The organism is Acidovorax sp. BL-A-41-H1, assembly GCF_051942715.1.
Genome location: NZ_JBPVJQ010000003.1, coordinates 1102017 through 1115781 on the forward strand (window position 1 = coordinate 1102017; position 13765 = coordinate 1115781).

Genomic DNA, 13765 nt, shown 5'->3' on the forward strand with positions numbered 1-13765 from the left:
GCGTGGGCTTGAGCAGTGCGTGCCGCGTGCACCGCCAGCGCCGGGTCACACATACCGCGCTGCAATCGGCATCTGCCGGCCGCTGCCAAAAGCGCGCCCGCGCACCCGCAGGATGGGCGGCGCCTGGCGGCGCTTGTACTCGTTGCGCGCCACCATCATGCGCACCCGCTGCACCAGCGCGCGGCCTTCGGGCTGGCGCTCCAGCTGCTCCACAAATGCCGTCGCCGACGCGTGCTCTGCCGCGGAGAGCCGGTCACCCTCGATCAGCAGCTTGAGCACTTCGTCCAGCACAGGGTAGGGCGGCAGGCTGTCCACGTCGCGCTGGCCCGGGGCCAGCTCGGCCGATGGTTCCTTGTCGATGATGGCCTGCGGGATCAGCTCGCGTCCGGCTTGCGCGTTCACGTGGCGCGACAGCGTAAAGATCTCGGTCTTGTAGAGGTCGCCGATCAGTCCCAGGCCGCCATTGGTGTCGCCGTACAGCGTGCAGTAGCCCACCGAGATCTCGGACTTGTTGCCCGTGGTGAGCAGCAGGTGTCCGAAGGCATTGCTGTATTCCATCAGCACCGTGCCGCGGATGCGGGCCTGCAGGTTTTCCAGTGGCAGGCCCTGCAGAGGCTTGCCGAAGCTTTGCGCAAACTGCGCCGCGTAGCCTGCCACAAGATCCGCAATCGGGTGCGTCAGCAGCTGCACGCCCAGGTTGCGGCACAGCGCCACCGAGTCATCGACCGAGCCGCTGCTGGAGTAGCGCGACGGCATCGTGATGCCCACCACGTTGTCCGGCCCCAGCGCCTGCGCTGCCAGCGCCAGGGTGAGCGCGCTGTCGATGCCGCCGGAGCTGCCCACCACCACCTGGGCAAAGCCGCAGCGGCGCGCGTAGTCCTGCAGGCCCAGCAGGATCTGCTGGCGGTAGAACTCCATGGTCGGTAAGCCCTGGGCGGGCACCCCTGCGGGCCGCTCGCCCGCATCGTCCAGAAAGCGGCCCTCTTGAAAGCGCAGTGTGCACAGGTCTTCCCCAAATCGCCTGGCCTCGAACACGATGCCGGCATCGGGCTCCGCGGCAAACGAGCCGCCGTCATACACCAGCTGGTCGTGCCCACCCACCTGGTTCACATACAGGATGGGCAGGCCGTGGCGGCGGGCGGAGCCGCCAAACATCGCATGCCGCTGCTCGCGCTTGCCCACGTGGCTGGGGCTGGCGTTGATGCTGATGACCAGATCGGGCGCTGCATCCCGCATGCGTTCAAACGGGTTGATCACGTAGTCGCCGCCATGGTCGTTCCAGCCGTCTTCGCACACCAGCAGGCCCACTTGCGCGCTGCCGATGCGCAGCACCTTGGCCACGTCCGGGCCGGGCTCGAAGTGGCGGCGCTCGTCAAAGATGTTGTAGGTGGGCAGCAGCTGCTTGGCGTACTGAAGCCGCACGTTGCCGCCCTGCAGCACCACCAGGCTGTTGTGCAGCTTCTTTCCGGGGCCGCTGGCGGGGGTGGGCGTGCCTACCACCCAGTGCAGTTGCGGCAGCTCGGCAGACGCGCGCTGCAGCGCGGCCAGCCCCGCGTCGATGCGCTGCAAAAAAGCGGGCTCGTCCAGCAAGTCGCCGGGGTAGTAGCCGCACAGTGCCAGTTCGCTGAACACGATCAGGTCGGACTGCACGCGCGCAGCATCGTGTGCTGCAGCCACCATGCGGGCGACGTTGCCTTCGATGTCGCCGACCGTGAAATTGAGTTGCGCGATGGTGATGCGGAGCATGGCAGGATCGTCTGTGTGTTGCAGGGTCATGGGTGGCGAAACCGCTAAGCCGCGTTTCGCGGACAGCGCTGCGGTGCGATGACAGTAACCGGGCGGGCTCGCCTCGCATGTGCAGCGGCATCCGTCCGAGGGAGGCCACGAGTGCCGGTGACACAGAGAGGGCGTCGTGCAGTCGGGCATTCCATCGTCCCACACCACCGTGCGCACGGTGTCAGACGGGTTCGCGACCGATTGCCCGCTGGTGGTCGCTCCACAGCGGCGCCCATGCCTTTCGATTTCGATTGCTGCATGCCTCGCGCGGCGCACAATGGAGTGGACCTGTCCGTTGAAATCTGGCACAACTGCACGCTTTGCCGCGTTTGGCGCATGTCCCGCCATCACAAGCCGTCACGTGTGAGCATGTGGTGGCGCAAGAGGGAACCCATGTCTTTGCGACTCAAATTCAATCTGGTGCTCGCTGGCGTGCTGCTGCTTGCAGCCGCCGGCGCCGGCCTGTACGTGCACCGCTTTCTGCAGCAGCAAGCCATCGATGAGGTGCACTACAAGTCGCAGATCATGATGCACGCCGCCATGGCCATCCGCGACTACACCACCGAGCTGGTCAAGCCGCATCTGGACGTAACGCTGGACGAGAAATTCCTGCCGCAGACGGTACCCGCGTTTGCCGCCACCGAGACGCTGCGCCGCCTCCAGAACCGGTTTCCGGGCTTCGAGTACAAGGAGGCCGTGCTCAACCCCACCAACCTGCGCGACCGCGCCAACGAGTGGGAAGAGCGCCTCATCACCGACTTCCGCGAAGGTCGGACCGACCTGAAAAAGGAAGTGACCGGTGAGGTCGGCGAGGGCGTAAACCGCGCGATGTATGTGGCACGCCCCATCACCATCAAGCAGGCGCAGTGCATGGCCTGCCACAGCACACCCGCTGTTGCTCCGCCGACCATGCTCAAGGTGTACGGCGATCAAAACGGCTTTGGCTGGAAGATGAACGAAACGGTGGGCATCCAGGTGGTGAAGGTCCCCATGTACTTCCCGCTGGAAAAAGCGCGCGAGACCTTCCACACCGTGATGGCCGTGCTTGCAGCTAGCTTTGTGCTGCTGTTTGTGGGGCTCAACCTGTCGCTGTCTTGGTTGGTGATCGGCCCCATGGCACGCTTGAACAGCAAGCTCGAAGACCTGGCCACCAAGGACTTCCTGACCGACCTGGTCAACCGCCGCCGGTTCTTCGAGCGGCTGGAGGCCGAAATGGCTGACACCCGCATCAAGAAGGGAAGCCTGTCGGTGGTCATGTTCGATATCGACTTCTTCAAGCGCATCAACGACACCTTCGGGCACGACTCGGGCGACGTGGTGCTCAAGAGCACCGCGCTGCGCGTGCGGGAACTGCTGCGGTCATCGGACTGCGCGGCACGCTTTGGTGGCGAGGAATTCATCATCCTGCTCAAGGAAACGCCGGTGGATGCGGCCATGGCCATGGCCGAAGCGCTACGCGCCCGCATCGCAGGAACTCCATTCGACGCCGTGGGGCACGTCAGCGCCAGCTTTGGCGTGGCCACGTGGGATCACCACGAAGACAGCCACGCGCTCATCAAGCGGGCCGATACGGCGCTGTACGTAGCCAAGTCGAGCGGCCGCAATTGCGTGGTGCAGGCGCAGGAAGCAGTCTGAACCGCAAGCGACCGCCGAGGCGTGGGCTCGCGTCCCGGTACGTGGATCAGGCCGTGGCGGCCTTGGCTTCTTCGTAGCTGGCTTGGTAGGACTTTGCGAGCGAGGTTTTTTGCTGCTCAGTCAGCAGCTTGCCCGCCATCTGGAAGAACTTGTGCTCTTCTTCGGTGAGGTGGTGCTCGACCTTGTGCGCCAGCTTCTTGGCCAGCACCAGCCAGGAAGGGCTTGAGGGTTCGGTGTCCTCCAGCGATTCCACCAGTTCGTCGAGCTGGTGGTGCTCTGCAATGGCATGGCGTGACAGATCTACACCGGCATCCTGGGCCATCAGCGGAATGTAGAAGTGCCGCTCTTCGGCCAGTTCATGGGCCAGCAGTTCTTCCTTGAGTTGCTGGAAAAGCTCGCGCCGCTCCGGCGTGTCGCCGCTCGTCTCGACCAGCTGCCGGTACAGCGTGCGCTGGCGTTCATGGCTCTCGCGCAGGGCTTCAAAAATGTTGGCGGCGTCCATGGATCGGGCCGCGCTCACTTGCGCAGTACCTTGCGCGCTGCGCCCACGCCCAGCATCGCCAGCACCACGAAGACCAGGGCGATCACGAGGAAGATGACAAACAGCACCTTCGCGATGCCCGCAGCCCCTGCTGCCACGCCGGTGAAGCCCAGTGCCCCGGCAATCAGCGAAATGACGGCAAAGATGATGGCGTACTTGAGCATGGCTGCGGTTCCTTGAAATGCGGTAGGTTGCGGCCCGGACGGGCCCGACAGGGGATGCAGGAACGATAAGTGCCGGCGCCTTCAAGACCCGTCAGCAGGCAATGCGAGACGGTGTAGGAGGGCGCGCAGTGGGGAGGGGCGCTGTGCGGACAAAAGAAAAGCCGCAACGCGGAGTTGCGGCTTGTAGGGGGCAGGCGGAGGGTTGGGCCGCCTTGTCTCGTTGTGGCTGCGTTCACATCACTGGCGCGATATGAGCTTCGTCCACGTACGGAAAGCCGCGCGATACGCGGAGGGCTTACAGCCCTGCTGCCGCACGCAGTGCAGCAGCCTTGTCCGTACCTTGGTCTTCGTTCACATCGCTAGCGCGATATGAACTGCGCCCGAAGACCGAAACCGCGCTATCGCGCGGCGGGCTTTACAGTCCGGCGGCAGCACGCAGTGCCGCCGCTTTATCGGTCTTCTCCCAGGTGAACTCGGGTTCTTCGCGGCCGAAGTGGCCGTAGGCCGCCGTCTTTTCGTAGATGGGGCGCAGCAGGTCCAGCATCTGGATGATGCCCTTGGGGCGCAGATCGAAGTGCTCGCGCACCAGGGCTGCCAGGCGGTCGTCAGACACCACGCCGGTGCCTTCGGTGTACACGGTGATGTTCATCGGCTCGGCCACGCCAATGGCGTAGGCCACCTGGATCTGGCACTGGCGCGCAAGGCCTGCGGCCACGATGTTCTTGGCCACGTAGCGGGCGGCGTAGGCGGCGCTGCGGTCCACCTTCGTTGGGTCCTTGCCGCTGAAGGCGCCGCCGCCGTGGGGGCAGGCACCGCCGTAAGTGTCCACAATGATCTTGCGGCCCGTGAGGCCGCAGTCGCCCTGGGGGCCGCCGATGACGAAACGGCCCGTGGGGTTGATCAGGTAGCGTGTGTCCTTGAGCCATTCCTTGGGCAGCACGGGCTTGATGATTTCTTCGATGATGGCTTCGGTGAACGAGGCCTTCATCTTGGTTTGCGTCTCGCTCTGGTCGGGGTGGTGCTGGGTGGAGAGCACCACGGTGTCGATGCTGTGGGGCTTGCCGTCCACATAGCGCATGGTCACTTGCGACTTGGCGTCAGGGCGCAAAAAGGGCAGGCGGCCGTCTTTGCGCAGCTGGGCCTGGCGTTCAACCAGACGGTGTGCGTAGTAGATGGGCGCGGGCATCAGCTCGGGCGTTTCGTCGCAGGCGTAGCCGAACATCAGGCCCTGGTCGCCGGCGCCCGTGTTCAGGTGGTCGTCGCTCGCGTGGTCCACGCCCTGGGCGATGTCGTTGCTCTGCTTGTCGTAGGCGACCAATACAGCGCAGCCCTTGTAGTCGATGCCGTAGTCGGTGTTGTCGTAGCCGATGCGCTTGATGGTGTCGCGCGCCACCTGGATGTAGTCGACATGCGCGTTGGTGGTGATCTCGCCTGCCAGCACGACGAGGCCGGTGTTGGTCAGCGTCTCGGCGGCCACACGGCTGCGCGGGTCCTGCGTGAAGATCGCGTCAAGGATCGCGTCAGAGATCTGGTCAGCCACCTTGTCGGGGTGGCCTTCAGAGACGGATTCCGAGGTGAAGAGAAAGTCGTTCGCCATTTGAATAAACTCCTGTGTTCCGGCATTTTGGGCGTCGCCCGCAGCCTCGGGAGCTTTGGCGAACGCTTTAGCAGATTTTTTTAACGTCGCCCTGCAAGTTGCTCATTTAACTCAGCGACCTGAACATTTTAATGCCAGTCGTCTTCCGATTCTTTTCAGTACTGCCGCTGTGGTTGCTGCACGCGCTGGGCGCAGCCATGGGATGGGTGGCGTTTGCTGCGTCGCCCACGTACCGGCGGCGGTTCCTGGCAAATTCGGCCCGGGCGGGTTACCGGTTTGCGCAGGTGCGTGCGGCAGTCGGGCACGCGGGCCGCATGGTGGCCGAACTGCCGCGGTTGTGGCTGGGCGCTACGCTGCCGTGTTCAGTGGAAGGCCAGGACTGTGTCGACGACGCCTATGCCGAGGGCCGCGGCGTCGTGTTCCTCACGCCACACCAGGGGTGCTTCGAGCTGTCTGCACAGGCGGTGGCGCGGGGCTGGAGCAGCCGCCATGGCCCGATCACGGTGCTGTACCGCCCCGCGCGCCAGGCCTGGCTGGCCCGGGTGATGGAAACCGCGCGCAACCGCCCTGGCATCGTGGCGGTGCCCACTACGCTGGCGGGGGTGCGCCAGATGATCAAGGCCCTGCGCCGCGGGGAAGCGGTGGGCCTGCTGCCCGACCAGGTACCGCCCGAGGGCCAGGGCCAGTGGGCGCCTTTTTTTGGGCAGGACGCGTACACCATGACGCTGGCCGCCCGCCTGGCGCAGCAGACGGGCGCGGCGGTGGTGCTGGTGCGCTGCGAGCGACTGGCGTCGGGCCGGGGTTTTGCCGCGTATTTCGAGCCACTGGCGCAGCCGCTGTCTGCCGACATGACCGAAGCGCTGGTGCAGATCAACCAGGCCATGGAACACCTGATTCGCCAGTGCCCCGGGCAGTACCTGTGGGGCTACGGCCGCTACAAGCAGCCCCGTGGCGAAGGCGCGCCCGCCGCAGGAGGTCCTGCATGACCGGGCGCCTGGGCGTGTGGTTCATGCGTGTGCTGGCCCGGCTGCCGTTGCCGGTGCTGCGCGGCATGGGCTGGCTGATCGGCCGGGTGCTGTTTGTGCTGGCCGCCCCGCGCCGCCGCGTGGCGCTGCGCAACCTGGCGCTGTGCTACCCCGATGTGCCGGAGGCGCAGCGGCGCGCCTGGGCACAAGAGACCTTTGTGGTGTTCTGCCAGTCGTGGCTGGACCGCAGCTGGCTGTGGTTTGCCCCGCGCGACGTGGTGCAGCAGCGCGTGAAGCTCACCGGTGCCTTGCAGGAGCTGGAGGGTGACCAGCCCACCATCATCTTCGCGCCGCATTTCTACGGCATGGACGCGGGCGGCTCCGCGCTCACGCTGCACACGCCCCGGGCGTTCACGTCGATCTTCGCCACGCATCCCGACCCGGCCGTGGACGCCTGGTTCCGTGAAGGCCGCCAGCGCTTTGGCGATGTGCGCATGCTCAACCGCAGCGATGGCGTCAAGCCCATCATTGCCAACCTGCGAAAGGGCGGTCTGCTGTACCTGCTGCCCGACATGGACTTTGGCCGCAACGATTCGCTGTTTGTGCCGTTCTATGGCGTGCAGGCCGCCACGGTTCCCTCGCTCTCGCGTTTTGCGCGGCTCGGCCGGGCCAAGGTGATTGCCATGGTCACGCGGCTGACGCCCTCTGGCTATGTGGCCGAGATCACGCCAGCGTGGTCCGGATACCCATCCGACGATGCCGAGGCCGATACGGCGCGCATGAACGTGCAGCTGCAGGGCTATATCGATGTGTCGCCCGGCCAGTACTACTGGGTGCACAAGCGGTTCAAGACCCGGCCGGTGGGCGAGGCCTCCGTTTACTGATCAGCGCAGTGCTTGTCCCTCAGGCGGTGCGTGCGGTCGTTTTGAAGGCTGTGCGGGCTGTTTTTTAAGCCAAATTGCTCTCAAGCCCAGGTCTTATAAGCCTGTGTTGCTATCAATTTTATTGAAGAAAGCGCTTGAGCTCGAGCGCCACACGCTCCGGGTGCTCGTGGACGATCCAGTGCGAGGCCTTCTCCACCTGGTTGAGCTGCAGTTGCGGTACCCAGCCCGGCAGGCCGTCCAGCAGACCGGGCAGCAGCGCCGGGTCGTCCATGCCCCAGAGCACGAGCGTCGGCATGGTCACGCTTAGCATTGATTCGGGCAGCGTCACCGCCCGGGCACCCGGGTCGCCTTCGCGCGGCGGGCGCAGCGGGCTGGCACGGTAGTAGTTGCAGGCACCGGTCAGCCCGTGCTGCCACAGCGTGCGGTACTGGGCGCGCACGCTGTCTGTCAGCCAGGCGGGCGCGGTGCCGTCCGGCGCATCGAAAAAGCCGAACAGCCGCCGGAAGTCGTCTTCGGCCAGCAGCTCTTCGGCATCAGGGCGACACAAAAAGTGCATGTACTGGCTGGCGGCCTGCTGGCCCGCATGGTGCTGCAGCTCGCGCAAGAACGCGCCGGGGTGCGGCGAGTTGATGATGGCCAGCCGCTTCATGCGCCCTGGCTGCTGGTTGGCCAGGTTCCACGCCACGGCGCCGCCCCAGTCGTGGGCCACCAGGCATTCCACCGTGCCCGTGGCACTCTCAACATCGATCAGCGCGGCGAGGTCATTGACCAGGTGCTTGGCCCGGTAGGCCTCCACCTCGGCCGGGCTGCTGGACGGGCCAAACCCGCGCAGGTACGGTGCCACGCACCGGTAGCCACCGTTTTCGGGGTGGGAAAAGGCCAGCAGCAATTCATCCCAGATGAATGCCCCTTCGGGGAAACCGTGCAGGAACAGCAGCACGGGGCGGCCCGCCAGGCCGCTGACACGGCATTCGAGCGTGATGCCCTGCGGCAGGTGAACAGATTGCGTCTGGATCATTTTGCTATATTTTAAATAGCATCCAGCGCAATCGGATCAAGCGCTAGAGGCTAGTTTGGCTGGATTTCTTCGTTTGCAGGGCCTGCGGGCTCGCCCGGGGCGGCTGCGATCAGCTCTGGCGTGCCACCGGCCGCTTCGGCGGCCCCCGCGGCCCCTGGCTGGACGGGGTGCGACCACTGCCACAGCAACTGGGCCACTTCATCCACGCCTTGTTTCTTGAGCGCCGAGAACATCTTCACCTCGCCGCCGCCGGCCTGCAGTCGCGTAATCGACAGCACCTTGGCCTGCTCGGTGCGTGTGAGCTTGTCGGCCTTGGTCAGCAGGATCAGGAACTTGAGGCCCTCTTCCACCCGCGGGCGCAGCACTTCAAGCAGCGCTTCGTCCAGCTCGGTCAGCCCCAGCCGGGGGTCGCACAGCAACACGATGCCCGTGAGGCCCGGGCGGCTGACCAGGTAATTGACCATCACCTGCTGCCAGCGCTGCTTGTCGGAGCGCGAGACCTTGGCATAGCCGTAGCCCGGCAGGTCGGCCAGCACCGCATCGGTCACGCCGTGCTTGCCCAGCGAAAACAGGTTGATGTGCTGCGTGCGTCCTGGCCTTTTGGAGGCAAAGGCCAGCTGCTTTTGCTGGGTGAGGGTGTTGATGCAGGTGGACTTGCCTGCGTTGGAGCGGCCCACGAAGGCGATTTCGGGGACGTGGATCGGAGGCAGGTGGTGCAGCTGCGCGGCCGTCGTGAGGAACCTCGCAGTGTGCATCCAGCCCATGGCGATCTTGGCGTCAGGTGCGGGCGGAAGAGAGCCAGCAACTGGCGCGGTAGGGAGTGTCGTCATGGGGAATTGGGATGCGAAGGAGCATCATTGTAGAATCGCGAGGTTTTGCGCACATAAACACACACCCTCGATATGAAGTTGCTCGCCTCCATGCTGACGGCTGCCGCACTGGCAGCACCTGTTTTTACGGCCTTTGCAGCGGGTGAAGCGCCCAAAGCAGCCAAACCGGATCTCGTCAAGGGCGAGGCGCTGTACACGGCGGTGTGTGCGGCCTGCCATGGCGCAGACGGCAACTCGGCCATCGCTGCCAACCCCAAGCTGTCGGCGCAGCACCCCGAGTACCTGGTCAAGCAGCTGCACGAATTCAAGTCGGGCAAGCGCAACAATGCGGTCATGAAGGGCTTTGCCAGCGCGCTGTCGGACGACGACATGCGCAACATCGCTTACTGGGTGGCCTCCAAGCCCATCAAGCCCGGCTTCGCCAAAGACAAGGAACTGGTCGCCATGGGCGAGCGCATCTACCGCGGCGGCATTGCCGACCGCCAGATCGCGGCCTGTGCAGGCTGCCACAGCCCGAACGGCGCTGGTATCCCTGCGCAGTACCCGCGCCTGTCGGGTCAGCACGCCGACTACACCGTGGCCCAGCTCAACATGTTCCGCGACGGCTCGCGCGCCAACAGCACCCAGATGACGCAAGTGGCTGCCAAGCTGAACGACAAGGAAATCCGCGCCGTGTCTGACTACATCGCCGGCCTGCGCTGATATTTGCTGCCAGGGGTCCGAACCACCTGGCCGCACGGAACCAACCGCCAATAACAAACCCAAAAAGGGCGGGTCCATCGCACAGATGGCCCGCCCTTTTTTTTCGTGTCCGTAGCCACTTCCATCCATGTCAGACAACACCCAGGGCCTTCGCGTCCGGTACGGCTCCCAGGCCCTGCGCGCCGCGATCGAACTGCTCTCCTCGATGCGGTTCTCCATCTCGTTGCTGACGGTGATCTGCATCGCGTCGGTCATCGGCACCGTGCTCAAGCAGCACGAGCCGGCGGTCAACTACGTCAACCAGTTCGGTCCGTTCTGGGCTGAAGTGTTTGGCGCCATCCAGCTCAATGCGGTCTACAGCGCCTGGTGGTTCCTGCTCATCCTGGCGTTCCTGGTGCTCAGCACTTCGCTGTGCATTGCGCGCAATACCCCCAAAATCCTCGCGGACCTGCGGGTGTACAAGGAAAACATCCGTGAGCAGAGCCTCAAGGCGTTCCATCACAGGGCCGAGGCCGAATTGGCCGATGGGGCAGAGGCCGAGGCGCGTCGCGTCGGCACCATGCTGGCCGGTGGCGGGTGGAAGGTGCGTCTGCAGCAGCGCGATACAGCCGCAGGCCCCGGCACCGGCTGGATGGTGGCCGCCAAGGCGGGGGCCGCCAACAAGCTGGGCTACATCGCGGCGCACAGCGCCATCGTGCTGGTGTGCATCGGCGGGCTGCTCGATGGCGACCTGATCGTACGCGCTCAGATGCTCTGGGGCGGCAAGACGCCGTACCAGGGGGGCGGCCTGATCGCAGATGTGAAACCCGAGCACCGCCTGTCCGAGCGCAACCCCACCTTCCGCGGCAACCTGCTGGTGGCCGAGGGCACGCAGTCCAGCACCGCCATCCTGAACCAGTCGGATGGCGTGCTGCTGCAGGACCTGCCCTTTGCCATCGAGCTCAAGAAGTTCATCGTGGAGCATTACTCCACCGGCATGCCCAAGCTGTTTGCCAGCGAGATCGTGATCCACGACAAGGCCACCGGCGAGAAAACGCCCGCGCGGGTCGAGGTAAACCACCCGGCCAGCTACAAGGGCATTGAGATCTATCAGTCGAGCTTTGACGACGGGGGCTCGCACCTCAAGCTGCGCGCGGTGCCCATGGTGGCGGGCGCCAAGGCTTTTGATGTGGAAGGCGTGGTGGGCAATTCCACCCAGCTCACCAACAAGGGCGGGCTGCCCGGCAACGACACGCTGACCCTGGAGTTCACAGCCCTGCGCACCATCAACGTGGAAAACTTTGCCGGTGCGGGCCCCGGCGAGACCAGCGTGGATGTGCGCAAGGTCGACCTGCGCGAATCGGTTGAGTCCCGTCTGGGGGCCGCCAACAAGACGGTGACCAAGAAGGAACTGCGCAACGTGGGCCCCAGCGTGACTTACAAGCTGCGCGATGCCGCAGGGCAGGCGCGCGAGTTCCACAACTACATGCTGCCCGTGGACACGGGCGACGGCGTGCCAGTATTTCTGATGGGTGTGCGCGAAACGCCTTCGGAGCCGTTTCGCTATCTGCGGGTGCCCGCAGACGACAAGGGCAGCATGGACGGTTTTGTGCGCATGAAGGCCGCGCTGGTCGACCCTGCGGCGCGCGAGGAGGCTGTGCGCCGCTACGTGGCGCAGGCCATCGACCCGGCGCGCGGTGATCTTTCTGGCCAGCTGCAGCAGTCGGCATCGCGTGCGCTGTCGCTGTTTGCCGGGCAGGGCCTTGATAACGGCAAGCCCACCGGAGGGCTGCAGGCCGTCTCGGATTTCATGGAGGCCAACGTGCCCGAGGCCGAGCGCGCGCGCGCCGGCGAGGTGCTGGTCCGCATTCTCAATGGCACGCTGTTCGAGCTGGCACAGCTCACACGCCAGCAGGCGGGCCTGGCCCCGCTGGCCCAGGACGACCAGACCCGGGCTTTCATGACCCAGGCCGTGCTGTCGCTCAGTGATGCCCAGGTGTACCCCGCGCCCCTGGCGTTCGAACTCAAGGACTTCACGCAGGTGCAGGCCAGCGTGTTCCAGGTGGCGCGAGCCCCTGGAAAGAATATTGTCTATCTGGGGTGCGCCTTGCTGATCCTGGGCATATTTGCCATGCTGTACGTGCGTGAGCGGCGCGTATGGATCTGGATTGCGCCGCAGGACGGCCGCACCCGCGCAACCATGGCCCTGTCGACCAACCGCAAGACCATGGACGGCGACCAGGAGTTTGTACAGCTTGCTCAGAAATTGATCGGGGCATCCCCCCGCCAAGGCACCGCATGAACACCGCGACATCTTCCCCGAATCCGACGACGACCACAGTCACCCTCAACGAGGGCTATTTCTCTCGCCGCAACTGGTTCGACTGGGTTTTTGCCCTGCTTGTGACCGTGGGCGGGGTCTTCGCGTTGCAGCGCTACGGCAGCTTCATGGACGGGTACGAAAAGGGTATTCTGGTCGGCACCATTCCGTCCATGATCTGGCTGGGCTGGTTCTGGCGGCCGTTGCGTAGCCTGGCACTGATCGTGGCTGCTGCGTCCCTGCTCGCCATCGGGCTGTATCAGCAGGACGGTGCCGGTAGCCTTGCCCGCGCCGATGCAGTGTTCGGGCTCAAATACTTCCTGTCCAGCCAGTCGGCCATCCTGTGGATGAGCATGCTCTTTTTCATGAGCACAGCGTTCTACTGGATCGGCATGTTTTCACGCGGCGAGGGCCGCACCATGAGTCTCATCGGCTCGCGCATTGCCTGGGTGGCCGTGGCCATGGCGCTGATCGGCACGATGGTGCGCTGGTATGAAAGCTACCTGATCGGGCCCGACATCGGCCATATCCCGGTGAGCAACCTGTACGAAGTGTTCGTGCTGTTTTGCTGGATGACCGCCGCCTTCTACCTGTACTACGAAGAGCAGTACGACACCCGTGCGCTGGGCGGCTTCGTGATGCTGGTGGTGAGCGCGGCCGTCGGGTTCCTGCTCTGGTACACCGTGGTGCGTGAGGCGCACGAGATCCAGCCACTGGTGCCAGCCCTCAAGAGCTGGTGGATGAAGCTGCACGTGCCCGCCAACTTCATCGGCTACGGTACCTTTGCGCTGGCGGCCATGGTGGCCTTTGCCTACCTGATCAAGCAGCAGGCCACGGAAACGCGCTGGTACAAGCTGGCGCCACTGTGGCTGCTGGGCGTGGTGCTGTGCTTTGAGCCCATCGTGTTCCGCCAGGGCGCTACCGAAAATGGTGGCGGCTACTGGATGGTGTACTTCGGCATTTCCGCCTTCATCGTGGCGGGCATTCTGCTGGGCCGCAAGCGCATTGCAGCGCGGCTGCCGTCGTTCGAGATCCTCGACGATGTCATGTACAAGTCGATCGCGGTGGGCTTTGCTTTCTTCACGATCGCCACAGTGCTGGGCGCCCTGTGGGCTGCCGAGGCGTGGGGCGGGTACTGGAGCTGGGATCCCAAGGAAACCTGGGCGCTGATCGTCTGGCTCAACTACGCTGCCTGGCTGCACATGCGGCTGATGAAAGGCCTGCGCGGTGCGATCTCTGCCTGGTGGGCACTGGTGGGTCTGGCCGTGACCACCTTCGCGTTTCTGGGCGTCAATATGTTTCTGAGCGGGCTGCACAGCTACGGTACGCTGTAAGACCCGAAAGGGCTGGGGCG

12 protein-coding genes are annotated in these 13765 nt (G+C 64.8%); 6 read left to right on the forward strand and 6 right to left on the reverse strand.

The features are described from left to right. Positions 1-45 precede the first annotated feature (45 nt). Positions 46-1746: an NAD+ synthase gene (locus ACTPOI_RS05925; RefSeq protein ID WP_440107337.1), complete on the reverse strand. Its 1701-nt coding sequence runs from the start codon at positions 1744-1746 to the stop codon at positions 46-48. Between the two features lie 423 nt (positions 1747-2169). On the opposite strand from ACTPOI_RS05925, the gene ACTPOI_RS05930 reads away from it, so the two are divergent. Beyond that, a complete protein-coding gene (locus ACTPOI_RS05930) occupies positions 2170-3411 on the forward strand; it encodes a diguanylate cyclase (RefSeq protein WP_440107339.1) in 1242 nt (413 codons plus the stop codon). 46 nt (positions 3412-3457) lie between these two features. Here the strand turns inward: ACTPOI_RS05930 and ACTPOI_RS05935 are convergent, their stop codons facing one another. The 3 genes from ACTPOI_RS05935 to metK all read right to left on the reverse strand — a co-directional run bounded on the left by ACTPOI_RS05935 (position 3458) and on the right by metK (position 5713). Further along, positions 3458-3913: a hemerythrin domain-containing protein gene (locus tag ACTPOI_RS05935; RefSeq protein WP_440107341.1), complete on the reverse strand. Its 456-nt coding sequence runs from the start codon at positions 3911-3913 to the stop codon at positions 3458-3460. Between the two features lie 14 nt (positions 3914-3927). Further along, a complete protein-coding gene (locus ACTPOI_RS05940; RefSeq protein ID WP_440107343.1) occupies positions 3928-4116 on the reverse strand; it encodes a DUF1328 domain-containing protein in 189 nt (62 codons plus the stop codon). Between the two features lie 415 nt (positions 4117-4531). After that, entirely contained in the window at positions 4532-5713 is a 1182-nt protein-coding gene (gene metK / locus ACTPOI_RS05945; RefSeq protein ID WP_440107345.1) for a methionine adenosyltransferase, read from the reverse strand. Between the two features lie 131 nt (positions 5714-5844). Here metK and ACTPOI_RS05950 point away from each other — a divergent pair, with 131 nt between their 5' ends. Beyond that, positions 5845-6699: a lysophospholipid acyltransferase family protein gene (locus ACTPOI_RS05950; RefSeq protein WP_440107347.1), complete on the forward strand. Its 855-nt coding sequence runs from the start codon at positions 5845-5847 to the stop codon at positions 6697-6699. Beyond that, positions 6696-7562, forward strand: a complete 867-nt coding sequence (locus ACTPOI_RS05955; RefSeq protein WP_440107349.1) for a lysophospholipid acyltransferase family protein — start codon at positions 6696-6698, stop codon at positions 7560-7562. The genes ACTPOI_RS05950 and ACTPOI_RS05955 overlap by 4 nt, the downstream gene beginning before the upstream one ends. A 118-nt stretch (positions 7563-7680) precedes the next feature. Here ACTPOI_RS05955 and ACTPOI_RS05960 read toward each other — a convergent pair whose 3' ends face one another. Both ACTPOI_RS05960 and yihA read right to left on the reverse strand, forming a co-directional pair. Beyond that, entirely contained in the window at positions 7681-8580 is a 900-nt protein-coding gene (locus tag ACTPOI_RS05960) for an alpha/beta fold hydrolase (protein ID WP_440107351.1), read from the reverse strand. Between the two features lie 50 nt (positions 8581-8630). Further along, complete coding sequence (gene yihA, locus ACTPOI_RS05965) at positions 8631-9410, reverse strand: ribosome biogenesis GTP-binding protein YihA/YsxC (protein ID WP_440107353.1); 780 nt, start codon at positions 9408-9410, stop codon at positions 8631-8633. 72 nt (positions 9411-9482) lie between these two features. Here yihA and ACTPOI_RS05970 point away from each other — a divergent pair, with 72 nt between their 5' ends. From ACTPOI_RS05970 to ccsB, 3 genes are all read left to right on the forward strand, one after another. Beyond that, entirely contained in the window at positions 9483-10112 is a 630-nt protein-coding gene (locus tag ACTPOI_RS05970; RefSeq protein ID WP_440107355.1) for a c-type cytochrome, read from the forward strand. Between the two features lie 127 nt (positions 10113-10239). Beyond that, positions 10240-12393 (forward strand): cytochrome c biogenesis protein ResB, encoded by a 2154-nt coding sequence (locus ACTPOI_RS05975; RefSeq protein WP_440107357.1) that lies wholly within the window; start codon positions 10240-10242, stop codon positions 12391-12393. Further along, on the forward strand, positions 12390-13745 hold the full coding sequence (gene ccsB / locus ACTPOI_RS05980) for a c-type cytochrome biogenesis protein CcsB (protein WP_440107359.1): 1356 nt from the start codon (positions 12390-12392) through the stop codon (positions 13743-13745). The genes ACTPOI_RS05975 and ccsB overlap by 4 nt, the downstream gene beginning before the upstream one ends. The last annotated feature ends 20 nt before the right edge of the window (positions 13746-13765 follow it).